15 protein-coding genes and 1 tRNA gene are annotated in these 14,288 nt (G+C 46.8%); 4 read left to right on the top strand and 12 right to left on the bottom strand.

Features of this window, described 5'->3' with window-relative positions:
* The first annotated feature begins 137 nt into the window (after nt 1-137).
* Complete coding sequence (locus tag AC1S5B_RS10110) at nt 138-2,855, top strand: TIGR03960 family B12-binding radical SAM protein (protein WP_482035549.1); 2,718 nt, start codon at nt 138-140, stop codon at nt 2,853-2,855.
* Nucleotides 2,856-2,992: 137 nt separating this feature from the next.
* On the opposite strand, the gene AC1S5B_RS10105 is transcribed toward AC1S5B_RS10110, so the two are convergent.
* From AC1S5B_RS10105 to AC1S5B_RS10095, 3 genes are all read right to left on the bottom strand, one after another.
* Nucleotides 2,993-3,220: an ATP-binding protein gene (locus AC1S5B_RS10105; protein ID WP_482035548.1), complete on the bottom strand. Its 228-nt coding sequence runs from the start codon at nt 3,218-3,220 to the stop codon at nt 2,993-2,995.
* Nucleotides 3,217-3,429: an ATP-binding protein gene (locus AC1S5B_RS10100; RefSeq protein ID WP_482035547.1), complete on the bottom strand. Its 213-nt coding sequence runs from the start codon at nt 3,427-3,429 to the stop codon at nt 3,217-3,219. Before AC1S5B_RS10100 ends, AC1S5B_RS10105 begins: the two co-directional genes overlap by 4 nt.
* Nucleotides 3,430-3,655: 226 nt before the next feature.
* Entirely contained in the window at nt 3,656-4,099 is a 444-nt protein-coding gene (locus tag AC1S5B_RS10095) for an ATP-binding protein (protein WP_482035546.1), read from the bottom strand.
* 208 nt (nt 4,100-4,307) lie between these two features.
* On the opposite strand from AC1S5B_RS10095, the gene AC1S5B_RS10090 reads away from it, so the two are divergent.
* A complete protein-coding gene (locus AC1S5B_RS10090; RefSeq protein ID WP_482035545.1) occupies nt 4,308-5,459 on the top strand; it encodes a PP2C family protein-serine/threonine phosphatase in 1,152 nt (383 codons plus the stop codon).
* 136 nt (nt 5,460-5,595) lie between these two features.
* Here AC1S5B_RS10090 and AC1S5B_RS10085 read toward each other — a convergent pair whose 3' ends face one another.
* The 6 genes from AC1S5B_RS10085 to AC1S5B_RS10060 form a co-directional block, all read right to left on the bottom strand.
* On the bottom strand, nt 5,596-5,805 hold the full coding sequence (locus AC1S5B_RS10085; RefSeq protein WP_482035544.1) for a hypothetical protein: 210 nt from the start codon (nt 5,803-5,805) through the stop codon (nt 5,596-5,598).
* Nucleotides 5,774-6,034 (bottom strand): hypothetical protein, encoded by a 261-nt coding sequence (locus AC1S5B_RS10080; RefSeq protein WP_482035543.1) that lies wholly within the window; start codon nt 6,032-6,034, stop codon nt 5,774-5,776. Before AC1S5B_RS10080 ends, AC1S5B_RS10085 begins: the two co-directional genes overlap by 32 nt.
* 35 nt (nt 6,035-6,069) lie before the next feature.
* Nucleotides 6,070-6,345 (bottom strand): hypothetical protein, encoded by a 276-nt coding sequence (locus AC1S5B_RS10075; protein ID WP_482035542.1) that lies wholly within the window; start codon nt 6,343-6,345, stop codon nt 6,070-6,072.
* Nucleotides 6,296-6,514 carry a hypothetical protein gene (locus tag AC1S5B_RS10070; protein ID WP_482035541.1) on the bottom strand — a complete coding sequence of 73 codons (219 nt, stop codon included), beginning with the start codon at nt 6,512-6,514 and terminating at the stop codon, nt 6,296-6,298. Before AC1S5B_RS10070 ends, AC1S5B_RS10075 begins: the two co-directional genes overlap by 50 nt.
* A gap of 175 nt (nt 6,515-6,689) precedes the next feature.
* Nucleotides 6,690-6,986, bottom strand: a complete 297-nt coding sequence (locus AC1S5B_RS10065; protein WP_482035540.1) for a hypothetical protein — start codon at nt 6,984-6,986, stop codon at nt 6,690-6,692.
* Between the two features lie 194 nt (nt 6,987-7,180).
* Nucleotides 7,181-7,783, bottom strand: a complete 603-nt coding sequence (locus AC1S5B_RS10060) for a TIGR02466 family protein (protein ID WP_482035539.1) — start codon at nt 7,781-7,783, stop codon at nt 7,181-7,183.
* Between the two features lie 189 nt (nt 7,784-7,972).
* Here AC1S5B_RS10060 and AC1S5B_RS10055 point away from each other — a divergent pair, with 189 nt between their 5' ends.
* The gene (locus AC1S5B_RS10055; RefSeq protein WP_482035538.1) at nt 7,973-10,453 is read left to right on the top strand and encodes an FG-GAP-like repeat-containing protein; all 2,481 of its coding nucleotides are present in this window, start codon (nt 7,973-7,975) and stop codon (nt 10,451-10,453) included.
* A 108-nt stretch (nt 10,454-10,561) separates the two neighbouring features.
* Here AC1S5B_RS10055 and dnaB read toward each other — a convergent pair whose 3' ends face one another.
* From dnaB to AC1S5B_RS10040, 3 genes are all read right to left on the bottom strand, one after another.
* Entirely contained in the window at nt 10,562-11,914 is a 1,353-nt protein-coding gene (gene dnaB, locus AC1S5B_RS10050; RefSeq protein WP_482035537.1) for a replicative DNA helicase, read from the bottom strand.
* 375 nt (nt 11,915-12,289) lie between these two features.
* Nucleotides 12,290-12,748 (bottom strand): 50S ribosomal protein L9, encoded by a 459-nt coding sequence (gene rplI, locus AC1S5B_RS10045; protein ID WP_482035536.1) that lies wholly within the window; start codon nt 12,746-12,748, stop codon nt 12,290-12,292.
* A 78-nt stretch (nt 12,749-12,826) separates the two neighbouring features.
* A tRNA-Val gene (locus AC1S5B_RS10040) sits at nt 12,827-12,899 on the bottom strand.
* A 358-nt stretch (nt 12,900-13,257) separates the two neighbouring features.
* Between AC1S5B_RS10040 and AC1S5B_RS10035 the strand changes: the two genes are divergently transcribed.
* Nucleotides 13,258-14,064, top strand: coding sequence for a fumarylacetoacetate hydrolase family protein (locus AC1S5B_RS10035; protein ID WP_482035535.1), 807 nt, complete (start codon nt 13,258-13,260; stop codon nt 14,062-14,064).
* Nucleotides 14,065-14,288 lie beyond the last annotated feature (224 nt).

The raw sequence follows: 14,288 nt of genomic DNA, 5'->3' as shown, positions 1-14,288 counted from the left end.
GTAGGGTCTGGCTCCGCTCATATTTAGAACAGACTACTGAGAGTTAAACCCTGATCGAATCGATTATGGACTGGAGTGACGAATAGGTCTGCTTTAAGCTTCTGCTAAGCAAGGGTTCAGTATACTGAAGTCTATGGTTGGTTGTTAGCTCAAAGAAAAGGGTGTTGCTTGTGGCGATCGCAGTCGAAACGTTATTAACTCCAGAGATTCTTCGACCCGCGCGCTATCTGGGCAATGAGCTTGGTGCAGTGCATAAAGCATGGGATGAAGCTTCAGTGCGCTGGGCATTGACCTATCCCGAAGTTTACGAAGTAGGTGCTTCTAACCTAGGGCACATCATTTTATATAGCATTTTGAATGCTCAGCCTCGTCAGTTATGCGATCGCGCCTATTTGCCTGCCGCTGATTTTGTTGCCAAACTTCGCACCACGAATACTTCATTATTTGCCGTCGAATCGCGCCAAGCATTAACTCAGTTTGATATTTTAGGATTCAGCCTCAGCTATGAGTTAGGCGCAACCAACATTCTGGAAATGCTGGATTTGGCGACCATTCCTCTCACTGCAAAGGAACGCAATGCTCCGGGCGTGTGGAATGTTGAAACGGGTAGCTATCCGCTCATTTTTGCCGGGGGGCAGACCGCCACTTCAAATCCTGAACCCTATGCAGATTTCTTTGACTTTATTGCCCTCGGCGATGGCGAAGAACTTCTACCTGAAATTGGCTTAGTGATTGAAGAAGGCAAACTCGCCAAGCTCAGCCGCGAAGAGTTACTGCTGGATCTTGCCCAAGTGCCTGGAGTCTACGTTCCGCAGTTTTATGACTTGGCAGCGGATGGTTCGGTGCAGCCAAACCGGGCGGATGTGCCTACCCGAATTTTGCGACGAGTGGCAACCCCGCTGCCAGCTTACTCCATTGGGCTAGTGCCTTATGTGGAAACGGTGCACGATCGCCTCGTGATTGAAATTCGGCGCGGTTGCACACGGGGCTGCCGCTTTTGTCAGCCCGGAATGCTCACCCGTCCAGCGCGAGACGTGGAGCCGGAAGCCGTGATTGACGCGATCGAACAAGGAATGCGGGCAACGGGATATAACGAATTTTCTTTGCTGTCCCTGAGTTGTTCTGACTATCTGGCGCTGCCTGCTGTGGGCGTAGAAATTAAAAATCGGCTCAAAGATGAAAATATTTCCCTTGCGTTGCCCAGTCAGCGGGTCGATCGCTTTGACGAAAATATTGCCAACATCTTAGGTGGCACTCGCCAAGGAGGACTCACCTTTGCCCCCGAAGCAGGCACCCAACGCCTACGAGACATTGTGAATAAAGGGCTGACCAATGAAGAATTGCTGCGGGGCATCAAAACGGCTCACGAGCAAGGATGGGATCGGGTCAAACTTTACTTCATGATTGGGCTACCCGGCGAAACCGATGTAGATGTGGTGGGAATTGCGGAAACGGTGCGCTGGCTTCAACAAGAGTGCCGATCGCACGGAAGAAAGTCGCTTAATTTCAACATCACGATTTCTAACTTTACGCCTAAACCCCATACGCCTTTCCAGTGGCACTCGGTTTCTGCAGCGGAATTTGCGCGGAAGCAGGCACTCCTAAAATCAGAATTTCGCCATAATCGGGGATTGAAAGTCAATTTTACCGATGTTCGCATTTCGGCAATGGAAGACTTTGTAGGGCGGGGCGATCGCCGTTTAGCGCCTGTAATTCTTCGGGCATGGCAACTGGGCGCTGGCATGGATGCCTGGTGGGAAAGCTTGGAGCGTGCCTATGGAGCTTGGTCGCAGGCGATCGCAGAATCGGGATTAACGTGGAAATATCGCCAAGTTGAAAATGGAGAATGGAACATTTTTGATCAATCCGAACCTCAGCCTGTTCCTACAGCTCACCCTATATCCCACCCTTTAGATTCTCCTTCCTTTTACACCGCTCCTCTACCGTGGGATCACCTCGATACAGGCATCGACAAACAGTGGTTAATTGATGATTTGCAACGCGCATTAGCCGCCGCAACCGTGCCGGATTGTTCCTTTGAAGGCTGTTCTCACTGCGGCGTGTGCAGCGTCGATTTTGGACATAACGTGGTTGTGCCGCCGCCTGCCATTCCTGAATTTGTTGGGCAGTTTGTGCCCAATCAGCAGCGCGTTCAACGAGTACGGGTGTGGTTGGGCAAGCAGGGCGATATGGCATTAGTCAGCCATTTAGATTTAATGCGGCTTTATGATCGAGCCGCCCGCCGAGCCGCTTTACCCATCACATTTACCGGCGGTTTTCATCCCGGTCCTCGAATTATTCCTGCAAGTGCCCTGCCGTTGGGGGTAACCAGTTCCGGCGAAATTGTAGATTTTGAGTTAACTCAGTCCATGGATCTTGAGGTGTTTCAAGCAAAGTTAGCTGCCCAACTTCCAGCAAACATGCCGATTTATCGCGTGGAGCAAATTAGCTTGAGTGCGCCTGCTGCAACGCAGTTACTTGAACAAGCGGAATATGAAATCACGGTTGGTCTGGCTGATGAGGGAACTCCTGGCAATTTGGAAACCTATCAAACTTGGGTTAAAGCGGTGCTGGATAGCCAAGAGATTTGGATAGAGCAGACGACTAAATCTGGGAAAACTCGTGCCGTAAATTTGCGCGATCGCCTGTTCCATCTAGAACTCATTCCTCGGTCTGCTTCCTCCCTTCTCCCTGCTCACTTCTCCTTAAAATATGTCGGTAGCTGCCGCAATGATGGGACTCTTCTCCGTCCCGATGGGCTGCTGCAGATGCTGGAACAAGTCGCAGATCAACAATTCTATCTTCTCAAAATCCATCGCACACGCTTGATTTTAAAGGCTGCTTCAAATTGCTAGATTTGCAGTCTAATCGTCTAAACTACAGTCTTGAAAAATTCAAAAAGTGCTATGAACAAGGAACCTAAGCCCCTTGTTTCTGCAATTTTAAAAGCCTATTAGCTTGATACTATTAGGTCTTGTGCCTGCCATTGCTCCTACACTTTCTTCAAAATCAACAAACAGTTGCGCTCATCCGGCATCCGGGTATAACTAAAAATATCTGAAATGCGCTGCATTAATCCTAGCCCCCATCCGCCTTCTGCCTCCGTATCCCGTTCGTGGGGCATGCCTTGCAGTCGCTTTTCCAGATCAAAAGGTGCGCCCTGATCCCAAATCCGAATTTCAATCCTATCTTCAAACACTTGTACTTCTAAATCAATCAAAGTTCCCGATCAATCAAAGTTCCCGCAGATAAATTACGATGAGCATGGCGCACTGCATTCGTAAATCCTTCGGCTACTGCCAATTGGCACTCCATCCAAGCTTTGGGAGGAATCGGAGGATGATTAAATTGGTCAAACCACTCAAGCACTTGAGCAAGCGCGTCAAGATCTGTATTAACCTGAAGGAATGCTCGGTGGAGTGGTTGCAATGTTGAGGCTCTGAAAAATGTCACCAGTGTAGTCTTAATAAACTTAAAGGCTCTAGTGCCAACGTAGGGCTTAGGCAGACGCGCCCTGCCGCCTCAATCTTAAAATTCGAGTTGTAGGCATCAGCTTGGCAATTCAGCCCCACAGGTAGGGTTGCTGAAAACCACCTTAAAATACTGCAAGTATTTCTAGCGATCAAGTAAGCTCATTCTCTTGGTTTTAACTCCTTCATGTCTTCTTTAGAATCAACAAACAGTTGCGACCATCTGGCATTCGGGTATAGGTGAGAATATCTGAGATTCGCTGCATCAATCTTAGTCCCCGTCCGCCTTCTGCCTCTGTGTCCCATTCATGGGGCATCTCTTGGAGCCGCTTTTCCAGATCAAAGGGTGCGCCTTGATCCCAAATCCGAATTTCAATGCGGTCTTCAAACACTTGTACTTCTAAATCAATCAAAGTTTCCGCAGATAAATTACGATGAGCATGACGCACTGCATTCGTAAATCCTTCGGCTACTGCCAATTGGCACTGCATCCAAGCTTGGGAATGAATTGGAGGATGATTAAATTGGTCAAACCACTCAAGCACTTGAGCAAGCGCGTCAAGATCTGTATTAACTTGAAGGAATGCTCGGTGGGGTGGTTGCAATGTTGAGGCTCTGAAAAGTGTCACCAGTGTAGTCCTAATAAACTGGAAGAATGGTTTGATGAAATAGTCAGAAAATGGCAGATATCTGAACTATAGCCCCTGACTCTCTAGCCTTCCATCCTAGTGTATGGTTAATCTTTGATGATTTAATCGCTTCACTAAGTTAAAACTACTTAGTCATTCCTTTGAAGACAAGTATTCCCTGACTATCCTGCACGGTATTTGTGTTTCTATGTCTAATTTTGTAACAAGAATTCTCATTATTGAAGACGATTCCACCGCTCAGGTCTTTTTAAGAAGAATCCTTGAAGAGCAAGGATATGAAGTGATGACTGCCAACGACGGTGAAGAGGGGATAAGGTACGCGGAGTCATTTCGTCCGGCGCTGATTATTTGCGATTGGATGATGCCCCGCATGAATGGGCTGGAGGTGTGCCGCAAACTGAAAGCCGACCCAGAACTTTCGATGGTTTTTCTTATTTTGCTCACGGCTCGGGGAAGCGTCGAAGATCGGATTTTAGGGTTAGATAGCGGGGCTGATGATTTTTTGTCAAAACCCGTCGATCCAGATGAATTAAGGGCACGGGTGCGGGCAGGATTGCGGCTGAATCGAGTCTATCAAGCCCTGCAAGAGCAGAAACAAATGCTGGAGGCGGAGTTGGTGGAAGCGGCGGGGTATGTGCGATCGCTGCTTCCGGCTCCTCTAGTGGGCACTGTCAACATTGACTCGCGCTTTATTCCTTCTCGGCAGTTGGGCGGGGACTGTTTCGATTATTACTGGCTCGATCCAGATTATCTAGCGATTTACTTATTGGATGTATCGGGGCATGGATTGGGGGCGGCATTACCATCGATTTCGGTCTTAAATTTGCTGCGATCGCAATCGATGGATGGGGTTAATTTTTATCAGCCCAGTCATGTCTTGCGCGCCCTCAACGAAGCGTTTCAGATGGATGACCAGAACGATAAATATTTTACGATTTGGTATGGGGTCTATAACCAAGCAAAACGCCAACTGGTTTACTCCAGCGCGGGGCATCCTCCGGCATTGCTAGTTTGCAACACGAACCCGGATGATACTGAGGTGAAGCAGCTTAAAACAATTAGTTTGCCGATTGGCATGATGCCGGATACAAAATTTAGTAATCAACGGTGTGATATCGCTTTGGCTAGCACGCTCTACATTTTTAGCGATGGCATCTATGAAATTATCCAGCCCGATGGGAATATTTGGGGATTAGATGGATTTATTGCGCTGCTGAGTGATCATCGTCGGGCGATCGCCGACCAGGGACTCAACTATGTGTTAGACCACGTTAAAACCCTTAGTCCCAATGAATCACTGGATGATGATCTATCCCTGCTCCGAATTAACTTTGGCTGAAGCTTTAACAGTAAGCTTTTATCAAGTATCGGGCATTTGTTGAATGATTTTTGGCGTTGCTGAATAGCGCGATGAATTGCAAAATCTGCCCTCACCCTAGCCCTAGCCCTAGCCCAACGGGCAAGGCAGGGCTGATTCATTGGCAGAAAGAAAATAGGCAAGGGATATGATGAGCGACCTGTCGAATCGCTTTAGGCAAAGAGTCGAACCCATGGTGCCGGAAGAGGTTAAGGGCAAAGGTTCGCACAGTTGCCATATTCATCAAAGCATGACCCTCACACAGCGGGGGCGTATCTTTCTTCAAGCCCCCATCTTCACCAATGCAGACGATTTTCAATGTGCCCATGCTCCCGGATACGCCGCGCAAACTCAGCGACATCAGTCACCAGCGAACTAATGTAAAACACCGTCTGGTTGGCTTTGATGGCAATCAGGTAGTGGTTTTGACTGACAATGATTTGCCCGATTATTTTTTTGGCGTGCAGTACATCAAAACTAAAAACCACGCCTTGTAACTCGATATGCTCCAACAAGGTTTGTACCGTGGCGATTTCACTACTGGTTTTGTTGTGCATAGATTGAAGTCCGACGACCATTCTCAACCAACTACTCAGCACCGATACCATACTGAGAAAATCTTGATACGCCGGGTAAAATCTTGATACGCCGAGTCGTAATCTCTCAGACTGACTCGGATGTTCTTGCCATTCACCGCGCAAGAAGCCTGGTCTTCAAGTTCAATCGTCTCCTGTGCCCACTGGTTGAAGACCTCAGTTAACAACTCAAAGTCAACTCGCACTAAGGCGCGACGAATGGTCGAGTAGCAGGGTAACCGCTCATAGGGCACTTCGAGTACCGTTGGCAATTGGGTTTGATGGCGCACCACAAAGGACTCTATCGCTCGATACCACACACACACTCATCGGTGCCATCACTACCCGCAACAAAATAACCCACAAGGGATACTGCGGTTGAGTCTGATAGTCTCGCACTTGTTTGAGGGAATCAATCAGGCTCGTGGCTAACTGGGCAAGAAAGGATATCCCCGTTATCATTTTTCTACCGCCGATGAACCAGTCCTGCTCTCCAGAGCGAGAGAGGGAGTTTGAATCTAATTCCCCTTCTTTCACTTTAGAAGAAAAGGCTAGGGGATGAGGGCAAACTTGCAAAACTAGGATGCGCCCCTCCTATTTATGTCTTCAGCGCAATAAGACAGATCAGGAAAAATCCCTATGGGTTATAGCGCCCCCACCTTAAGACCGTAGTGAGTGCATAAATCACAACGGCACTTCCCAAAACGGACGGAATAATTGGCACATTGACCACATTCCAACTCAAAAACGGAGCCGCAACACCGTATTGAGTTTTCAATAAATGATAAACCCAGACACCCAACCAAACCCCAATAAACCCAACCACCACTAAACCAAAGAATTTTCCTGGAACTTGTCGAGGAATCAGGAAATTTCCAAGTAAACCACACACTGCCGCAATGACCAACTGTACTGCCAAACGGGAAAGATCCATAGAACCTCCTCAATTTTTGAGGAAATAGGGTTAATTGTGGCTGCACCCTGATGAAATATAGACGATATCTATTGATACTTTATCGTCCAGAACTAAGACTTATCCGGATAACTAAGCTTACCCATTCTGCTAATAATTCACTCAACTTGTGGAGCCTGAGATCGTTCAATTGAATCAATTATCTGTTTTCTCAATCAGCCAAAAATGTAATTAAAGCTAACGCTAATTCGCTCTTCATCACTCATGTTGGGTTCTACCCCATGTTTAAGCCAACTTGGAAAGATCAGCAGTAGTCCTGCTTCCGCAACATGGGCGATCGCGTCAGCCGTAAATGCGGTGTAACTTTGCACTGTCGGTTTATAAAATGTTCGCGCTGATCGAGGATCATAAAACATCAAATTGCCCGACTCTTTCGGTGCTTTCACATAATAAACACCACTAAACAAACAATTTGCGTGGTCGTGAATCTTATTACTAGCGTGCTTCGGATTCACATTTGCCCAGCAGTTTGCCGCTTTTATCCGCACATTTTCGTAGCCCATTGCCCTAGCAGATTCCGCGATCGCCAAATCGACCAATTCCCGAAATGGTTTTACCTCATCTAAGGCAAACAGGTTACCCTGGCTATGCCAACCTAATACATTGGAAACTGCTTGCCCATTGCCATCGTGCGATCGTTGCTGTGAAATAACCTGCAACAGCGCTTGGTCGAGTAGCTCGTGTTCGTGCAATTTAAAAACAAACAGCGGTGTAGGAAATAACTGATGACAGTTTGTTGTCCATATTTCTTTTGTCATCACTGAGACCTCCTATTTACTAAAAGGTAATGTATTCAAAAATCTTCTGCGTAGAAATACTAGCTGAGCCTAGATCCGGATAGCAAATGCAAAATTTATATAAAGTTCTGCCGAAAGTGCAGGGTTATTCTTCATAACTGGGAAGGATAGTCTCGCGATTATAAAGGGCTATTAAAAAGGGGACTACCTATGGCTGACACTATTTTTGATAATAATGCGGCGGCGATCGCAGGTATTGATGCTCGCTGGATCAAGGCTACCTCAGGAAAAATAACCCTTTCCAGCGCCCAAAATGCCAGCTATTCTCTTGATGCAAATGACACCGCTGACTACTTCAAACTAACCGTCAGCCGCAGTAGCAATGTCATCATTAAGCTTGAATCTCAAGGCGGCAATGCCAATGTCTCTTTGCTCGACGCTGACGGCATAAATCAAAGTGATAGGGTGGGATCAAGCAATAACAATTCCACTGGTCTGACAGATGTCATCATCAGCGATTCCTTAGCTCCCCTCGAAGCAGGTGAAACCTACTACATTCGGGTGGATGCCTCTAGCCCAACCACCACGATCAACTACACTCTCACCATTGACACCCTAACCACCTCTCGCAGTGATATCCTGTGGCGCGACTATACCTCTGGGGATAATTATCTCTGGAAAATGGACAACGCCAAGCGTATTTCAAGCGCCTCCCCTGAACGTGTCACTCCAAACTTTCGCATGGAAGCTGTTGCAGACTTCAATGGAGACGGAAACCTCGACTACGTTTGGAGGGATCGTGCTAGTGGATACAACAGCATTTGGTTTATGGATGCAGCGGGAGTCAACCGAATTGGCTCTGTTGTCTTACCTGCTGTTAACGACGCGAATTGGCGTATTGCAGGAGCTGCAGACTTTAATCAAGATGGCAATACGGACATTTTGTGGGAGTACATTCCTACCAATCGAACATTAGCTTGGTTGATGAATGATAAGGCGCAACGAACGGGATCTATAGAGATTGATAGTCTGAAAAAGCCGGGGATTTCTGTCCAGTCTGTGCAAGACTTTGACAAAGATGGTATGCCAGATATTTTTTATCGCGATTTTACGACTGGAAACAACTCAATTCGGCTGTTAAATAATCAAGGTGGTTTGCGTTCAGAAATAAGATTTCCTCCAGTAGCAGATAAAAATTGGTGGATGTATGGGATGGCAGATTTCAATGGCGATGACGAGTTAGATCTGCTTTGGCGTAATAGAGCGACTGGTCAAAATATAATTTGGTACATGGATCAAACACAGCGTGTGTCGACTGCTGCCCTCCCAACTATTGCCACCAATTTACAAATTGCTTCAGTCTTAACCAATCCTATTCCCGTAGATCTAGCGGGTAATACGACCACTACGGCATTTAGTATTGGGAAGTTGAATGGAACTGCCCAATACAACGATCAAATTGGCGGAAAGGATAAAACTGATTTTTACTCCTTTACGCTTGATGTTGCTTCTAAAGTAGACATTACTGCGATCGGCTCAGCGCTTGCTGCAACAACAAATTTCCAGATCATAAGAGCCAATGGTACGGCTGTTTCACTTGTTTCTACGGCAAACGGTGCTGACCAACAAGAGCTAACGGCTGTCACCCTCAACCCAGGCACCTACTTTGTTCGGCTACAGTCCACATCAACAAGCTCGATTGATTATTCCATCAGCATTGCAAGAGGAGCAGCCCAGCTACCCGTAAACCTATTTCCGGTTGCACCGCTGGCACTGAAAAATACAAATGGCACATCTATCCCCGCCACTCAGTCTGTTAGTGTGAGAACTCCATTCGCGTTTGATTTAGACTACATCGTTAAGTATACAGGTAGCCCAACTAACTCGTTTAAGGTTGGATTCTTCTTGTCCACTGACGCGACGATTACCACTGGCGATTATCGGTTGGATACCAACAATGATGGACAGAGAAATGCTAACGATGTTGCTACGATCGCAGGCTTAGCCCCTGATACTAATGGCAACCGTATCCAACGCTTGACACTACCCGGCAAAGATGATGCATTCTGGGATGCAAAGGGAGATTCAACTTACTACATTGGTGTCATTGTTGATCCAGGCAATGAGATTGTGGAACTGGATGCTCAAGGAAACCCTAAGGAAAACGACAATGCATTAGGAACCTCTATCCTTGTCAAAGATTCTCGTCTGCCGGATCTGATTGGTAGTGGATTCAATGTAGTCCAAAATTCGGTAGCGCTCCCCGGTAGTAATGCCTTAACCAGAACTATCACGGTATCGGGTAGTGTTCAGAACATTGGCAAAGGTGCCTCCGACGCGCAGAATCCGATTGGTAGCGAGTTTGAGGTAGGTTTCTACTTGTCGAGAAACACCATTTTTGACGACGATGCTGATAATAACGGTGTTTCTGATGATATTCGGTTGACCTCTGCAACGTTTGCCGCGATCGCAGCAAGTGGTCAAACCTTTTTCAATAGCACGACCAATATTGATCCAATACTGCGACCTTCCTTTGAGGGTTCTGTCGTATTACCTTCAACTTGGGCAGGCTACCAGGGTAGCGGAACTTATTATGTGCTGATGGTCGTTGATCCAAGCATAACGTTATTTGAAGTTGACGGCGGCACTTCAAATAACGTTACGGCTGATGCCATTACCATCACCGTATAGGCACTCAAAGAGATATGGGCACTCAACACCGTTCAGTGATTCGTTGATCTAAGAAAGGAGGGCAGTGATTGTCCTCCTTTCTTAGATCACAATCCTACTTCACAATCTTTACATCCGGCTAGGCGCTGCCAAGTTGCGGAACTGGGTAAACTGTGACTCAAACAGCAGTTTCACTGTCCCCGTCGGACCATTCCGATGCTTGGAGATGATTACCTCCGCAATGCCACGATCTGGGGTGTCAGGGTTATAGTACTCGTCACGATACAGCATCATAATTAAGTCTGCATCCTGCTCAATCGCCCCCGATTCCCTCAAATCACTCATCATGGGGCGTTTATTGGTGCGTGCTTCTACGCCGCGACTTAACTGGGATAGGGCAATCACAGGCACACTTAATTCTCGCGCTAACGACTTCAGCGATCGCGTAATTTTAGACAACTCTTGCACTCGATTCTCGCCACCGCCATCCATCAACTGCAAATAGTCCAGCACGATCAGCCCCAGTGCGCCTCCTTGCTCTGCCTGGAGCCTACGCGCCTTCGAGCGAATTTCTGTGACGCTAATGTTGGGCGTATCATCAATAAAAATTGGCACTTGAGACAAAGAGCTAATCGCATGTCCCAACGGCTCCCATTCCTGCTGGCTGACTCGCCCTGATCTCAGACGACCGCTCTCAATCCTTACTTCGCTTGCTAATAGCCGCTGGACAAGCTGTTCTTTCGACATTTCCAAACTGTAGATCGCCACAGGTAGCTTATGAAACGCTGCAATATTTCGCGCAATGTTCATTACGAAGCTGGTTTTCCCCATGGAGGGTCTGCCTGCCACGATGACTAAGTCCGATCTCTGGAACCCTTGCGTCATGGCATCGAGATCATAATAGCCACAAGATAATCCTGGTAGCACCATCCCTAGCGATCGACTTTCGATATCTGTAAAGGTACTAGTTAAAATGTCTGCGGTTGCTGTTAAACCCGCTTGGGGGCGATCTTGAGTGATACTAAAAACTTTTTGCTCAGCTTGATCTAAAACTTTGGGCAAATCCTGAGAAGCGTCGTAGCCCAACTGGGAAATTTCGCCACCAATCTGAATCAGCTTGCGGCGCATGTGCTTATCCACTACCAAAGCTGCGTACTGGTCAATGTTGACTGCGCTTACGGTTCGATCAATTAACTGAATCAGCTTGTTTTGTCCGCCTACTTTTTCTAGCAGATTGCGATCGCGCAACCATGCCGAAACACTCATCAAATCGGTGGGCATCCCTTTACTTTGCAGCGCTAGTGTTGCCCGAAAAATCTCTTGATGGGCTGTCAGGTAAAACGCTTCTGGACGAATTAAATCAGCGACTCGACCCAATGCTTCAGGATCGAGAAAAATCCCTCCCAAAATAGCTTCTTCAGCATCAATATTTTGAGGTGGAATGCGATCGTTAAAAGTCTGAAAGCTTAATTCCTGAACCATCACGAGTAGCCTAAAGGAGGGTGATCACCATATTGACTGAGCCAAACATCACTAGCAGGATTCAGCCCCATTACTATACCGTTGGATGACAGAAAGCCCTAACTACATTTAGAGTTTATAGCCAATCTTTAGAATACTTAAACGCTACCTATAGAGACAAATTATATTCATTATTGAAGACTGCCAAAACCCTTATTCAACCCTCCTCATTCAATACTCATGTACTATTCTATATGACCGGAGAGTGAGCGTAAAGGATCGCAAGGATCACTTTGAAAAAGCTGAAGTGGCACAAGTAAGTATGAATAACAGTAATTAAAAAGGGCTGAGCCACTGCCCAACCCTAATTTGATTTATGCTGATAAACGCGATCGCCTAAGCAGGCACCACTTGAATGACTACCGTAGCAGATACTTCAGGGTGCAGCTTAATTTCTGCTGTGTATGCGCCTAATTGATGAACATCAGGCAATGTAATCGTGCGGCGATCAACTTCTTGTTTTGTCAACGCTAGAATTGCATCTGCCACTTCTTGAGTAGTAACGGTTCCAAAAATTGCATCGTTCTCACCCACTTGCTTGGCAATGCTAATTGTTTGCACCGATTCAATCGATTTTTTGATTAATTCAGACTGCTCTTTCAACTCTGCAAGACGGATGCGCTCATGCTCTTTACGGCGCTCAAATTGCTTCAGCACACCAGGGCTAGTGTGAACCGCCAACCCCAACGGCAACAAATAATTCCGAGCATAGCCAGGAGCAACTTCTACCAAGTCACCAGACCGACCTAGCTTACTAACATCTTTGTTGAGAACCAACTGAACACGTTTTGACATAATCACACGAACCATCAACGACTAAGAGACTAAATTAAAGACTGGCTGTCTAGATAAATTGAACAGGCAACAGACTAATGGGCAGTGAGGGACTCGAACCCGCGACATCCTGCTTGTAAGGCAGGCGCTCTACCAACTGAGCTAACCGCCCAATTATGCTAATTAGGCACGGATAAGCATCATAACAGAAGTCTCTTGTTACTGCTAGTACTCATTCAAAAGAACAATTCTAGAATCAAAAACTCTGCTCGCTTACGGACGGGGTATGAAAGTGGATTTGCCCCCGAATGCCGATTCAGATGGCAATCCCAAAGCCTCGCCGCAGAACGGAGAGGAATAGCTCCTTTGCCCGATTCAAAAATCTAGTTAATCCTAAGGTCAATCAGTCAATTAACTGAGATGGCACTGGCAAAAGTTTTCGTGATTTCTCTTCACATAGGCAAATAAGAATCTTCTGGATAGATAATCTCTATTATGCAAATTATGGAAATCAAGACTCAAGGTAACCTATGGCACAGCGCTATGTCCGCGTTCAAACCGAAGACGGGCAAATTCATTACGGATTGCTACAGGTTGATCGTCAAGTTCGCACTTTAGATGCGCCCCCTTGGTTGGAAGGACAACCTGCGGACTTAGAACTCGCTCCAGATAGCTATCAAATTCTCGCGCCCTGCTATCCATCTAAGATAGTAGCGGTTGGAAAAAACTATGCAAGCCATGCCGCAGAAATGGGAACACCTGTGCCGCAAGAGCCACTCTTGTTTCTTAAACCGCCTACCTCCGTAATTGCCGCAGAAGCGGCAATTCAGTATCCCTTTCAGACTGAGCGGGTGGACTATGAAGGAGAATTGGCGCTAATCATTGGCGATCGCTGTGCTCACTGTACGCCCGAAGAAGCGCATACCAAAATCTGGGGTTACACCATTGCCAATGACGTAACCGCCCGCGATCTGCAAAAAAAAGATCACCAGTGGACTCGTGCGAAAGGCTTTGATACCTTTTGTCCGTTAGGTCCCTGGATCGTCCGAGAAATCAACTCCAGTGCCCGACTGCAAACCTTTTTGAACAACGATCCTAATCCGGTTCAGTCTGCCCACATTGACGAGATGGTGTTTTCGCCTGACATGCTGGTGTCTTATATCAGTCAGGTGATGACCCTGCTACCAGGAGATGTAGTGCTAACCGGTACGCCAGAAGGCATTGGGGCGATGCAAGTTGGCGATCGCGTGAGGGTAGAGATCGAAGGCATTGGGCACCTAGATAATTTCATCATTGCCAGAGAATACTCAACCGCAAAGGAAACCGATCGTTCTTAGGAGATTTCTGGAAAAGAAACTACCCAAAGATAACCCTTTCTAGCTTGACCTTAAGCGGTTGTGAATTAGGCTGTAGACTCGCGATCAGTCATAGTGCATTTGAACTACCAGATGGGCTTAAATTGTACTAAAGTAGCATCAAATCCGTTACTACTGGTCTCATCATTAATATATGAGTCCTAGAAAATGCACGGCTCCTTAAAACTTTAAAACCACTGCAATAT

The sequence above is a fragment of the Leptolyngbya sp. CALU 1928 genome (genome assembly GCF_056784215.1).
Note: the sequence above shows the minus strand (reverse complement) of the source record. Positions and strands in the feature narration are given on the sequence as shown.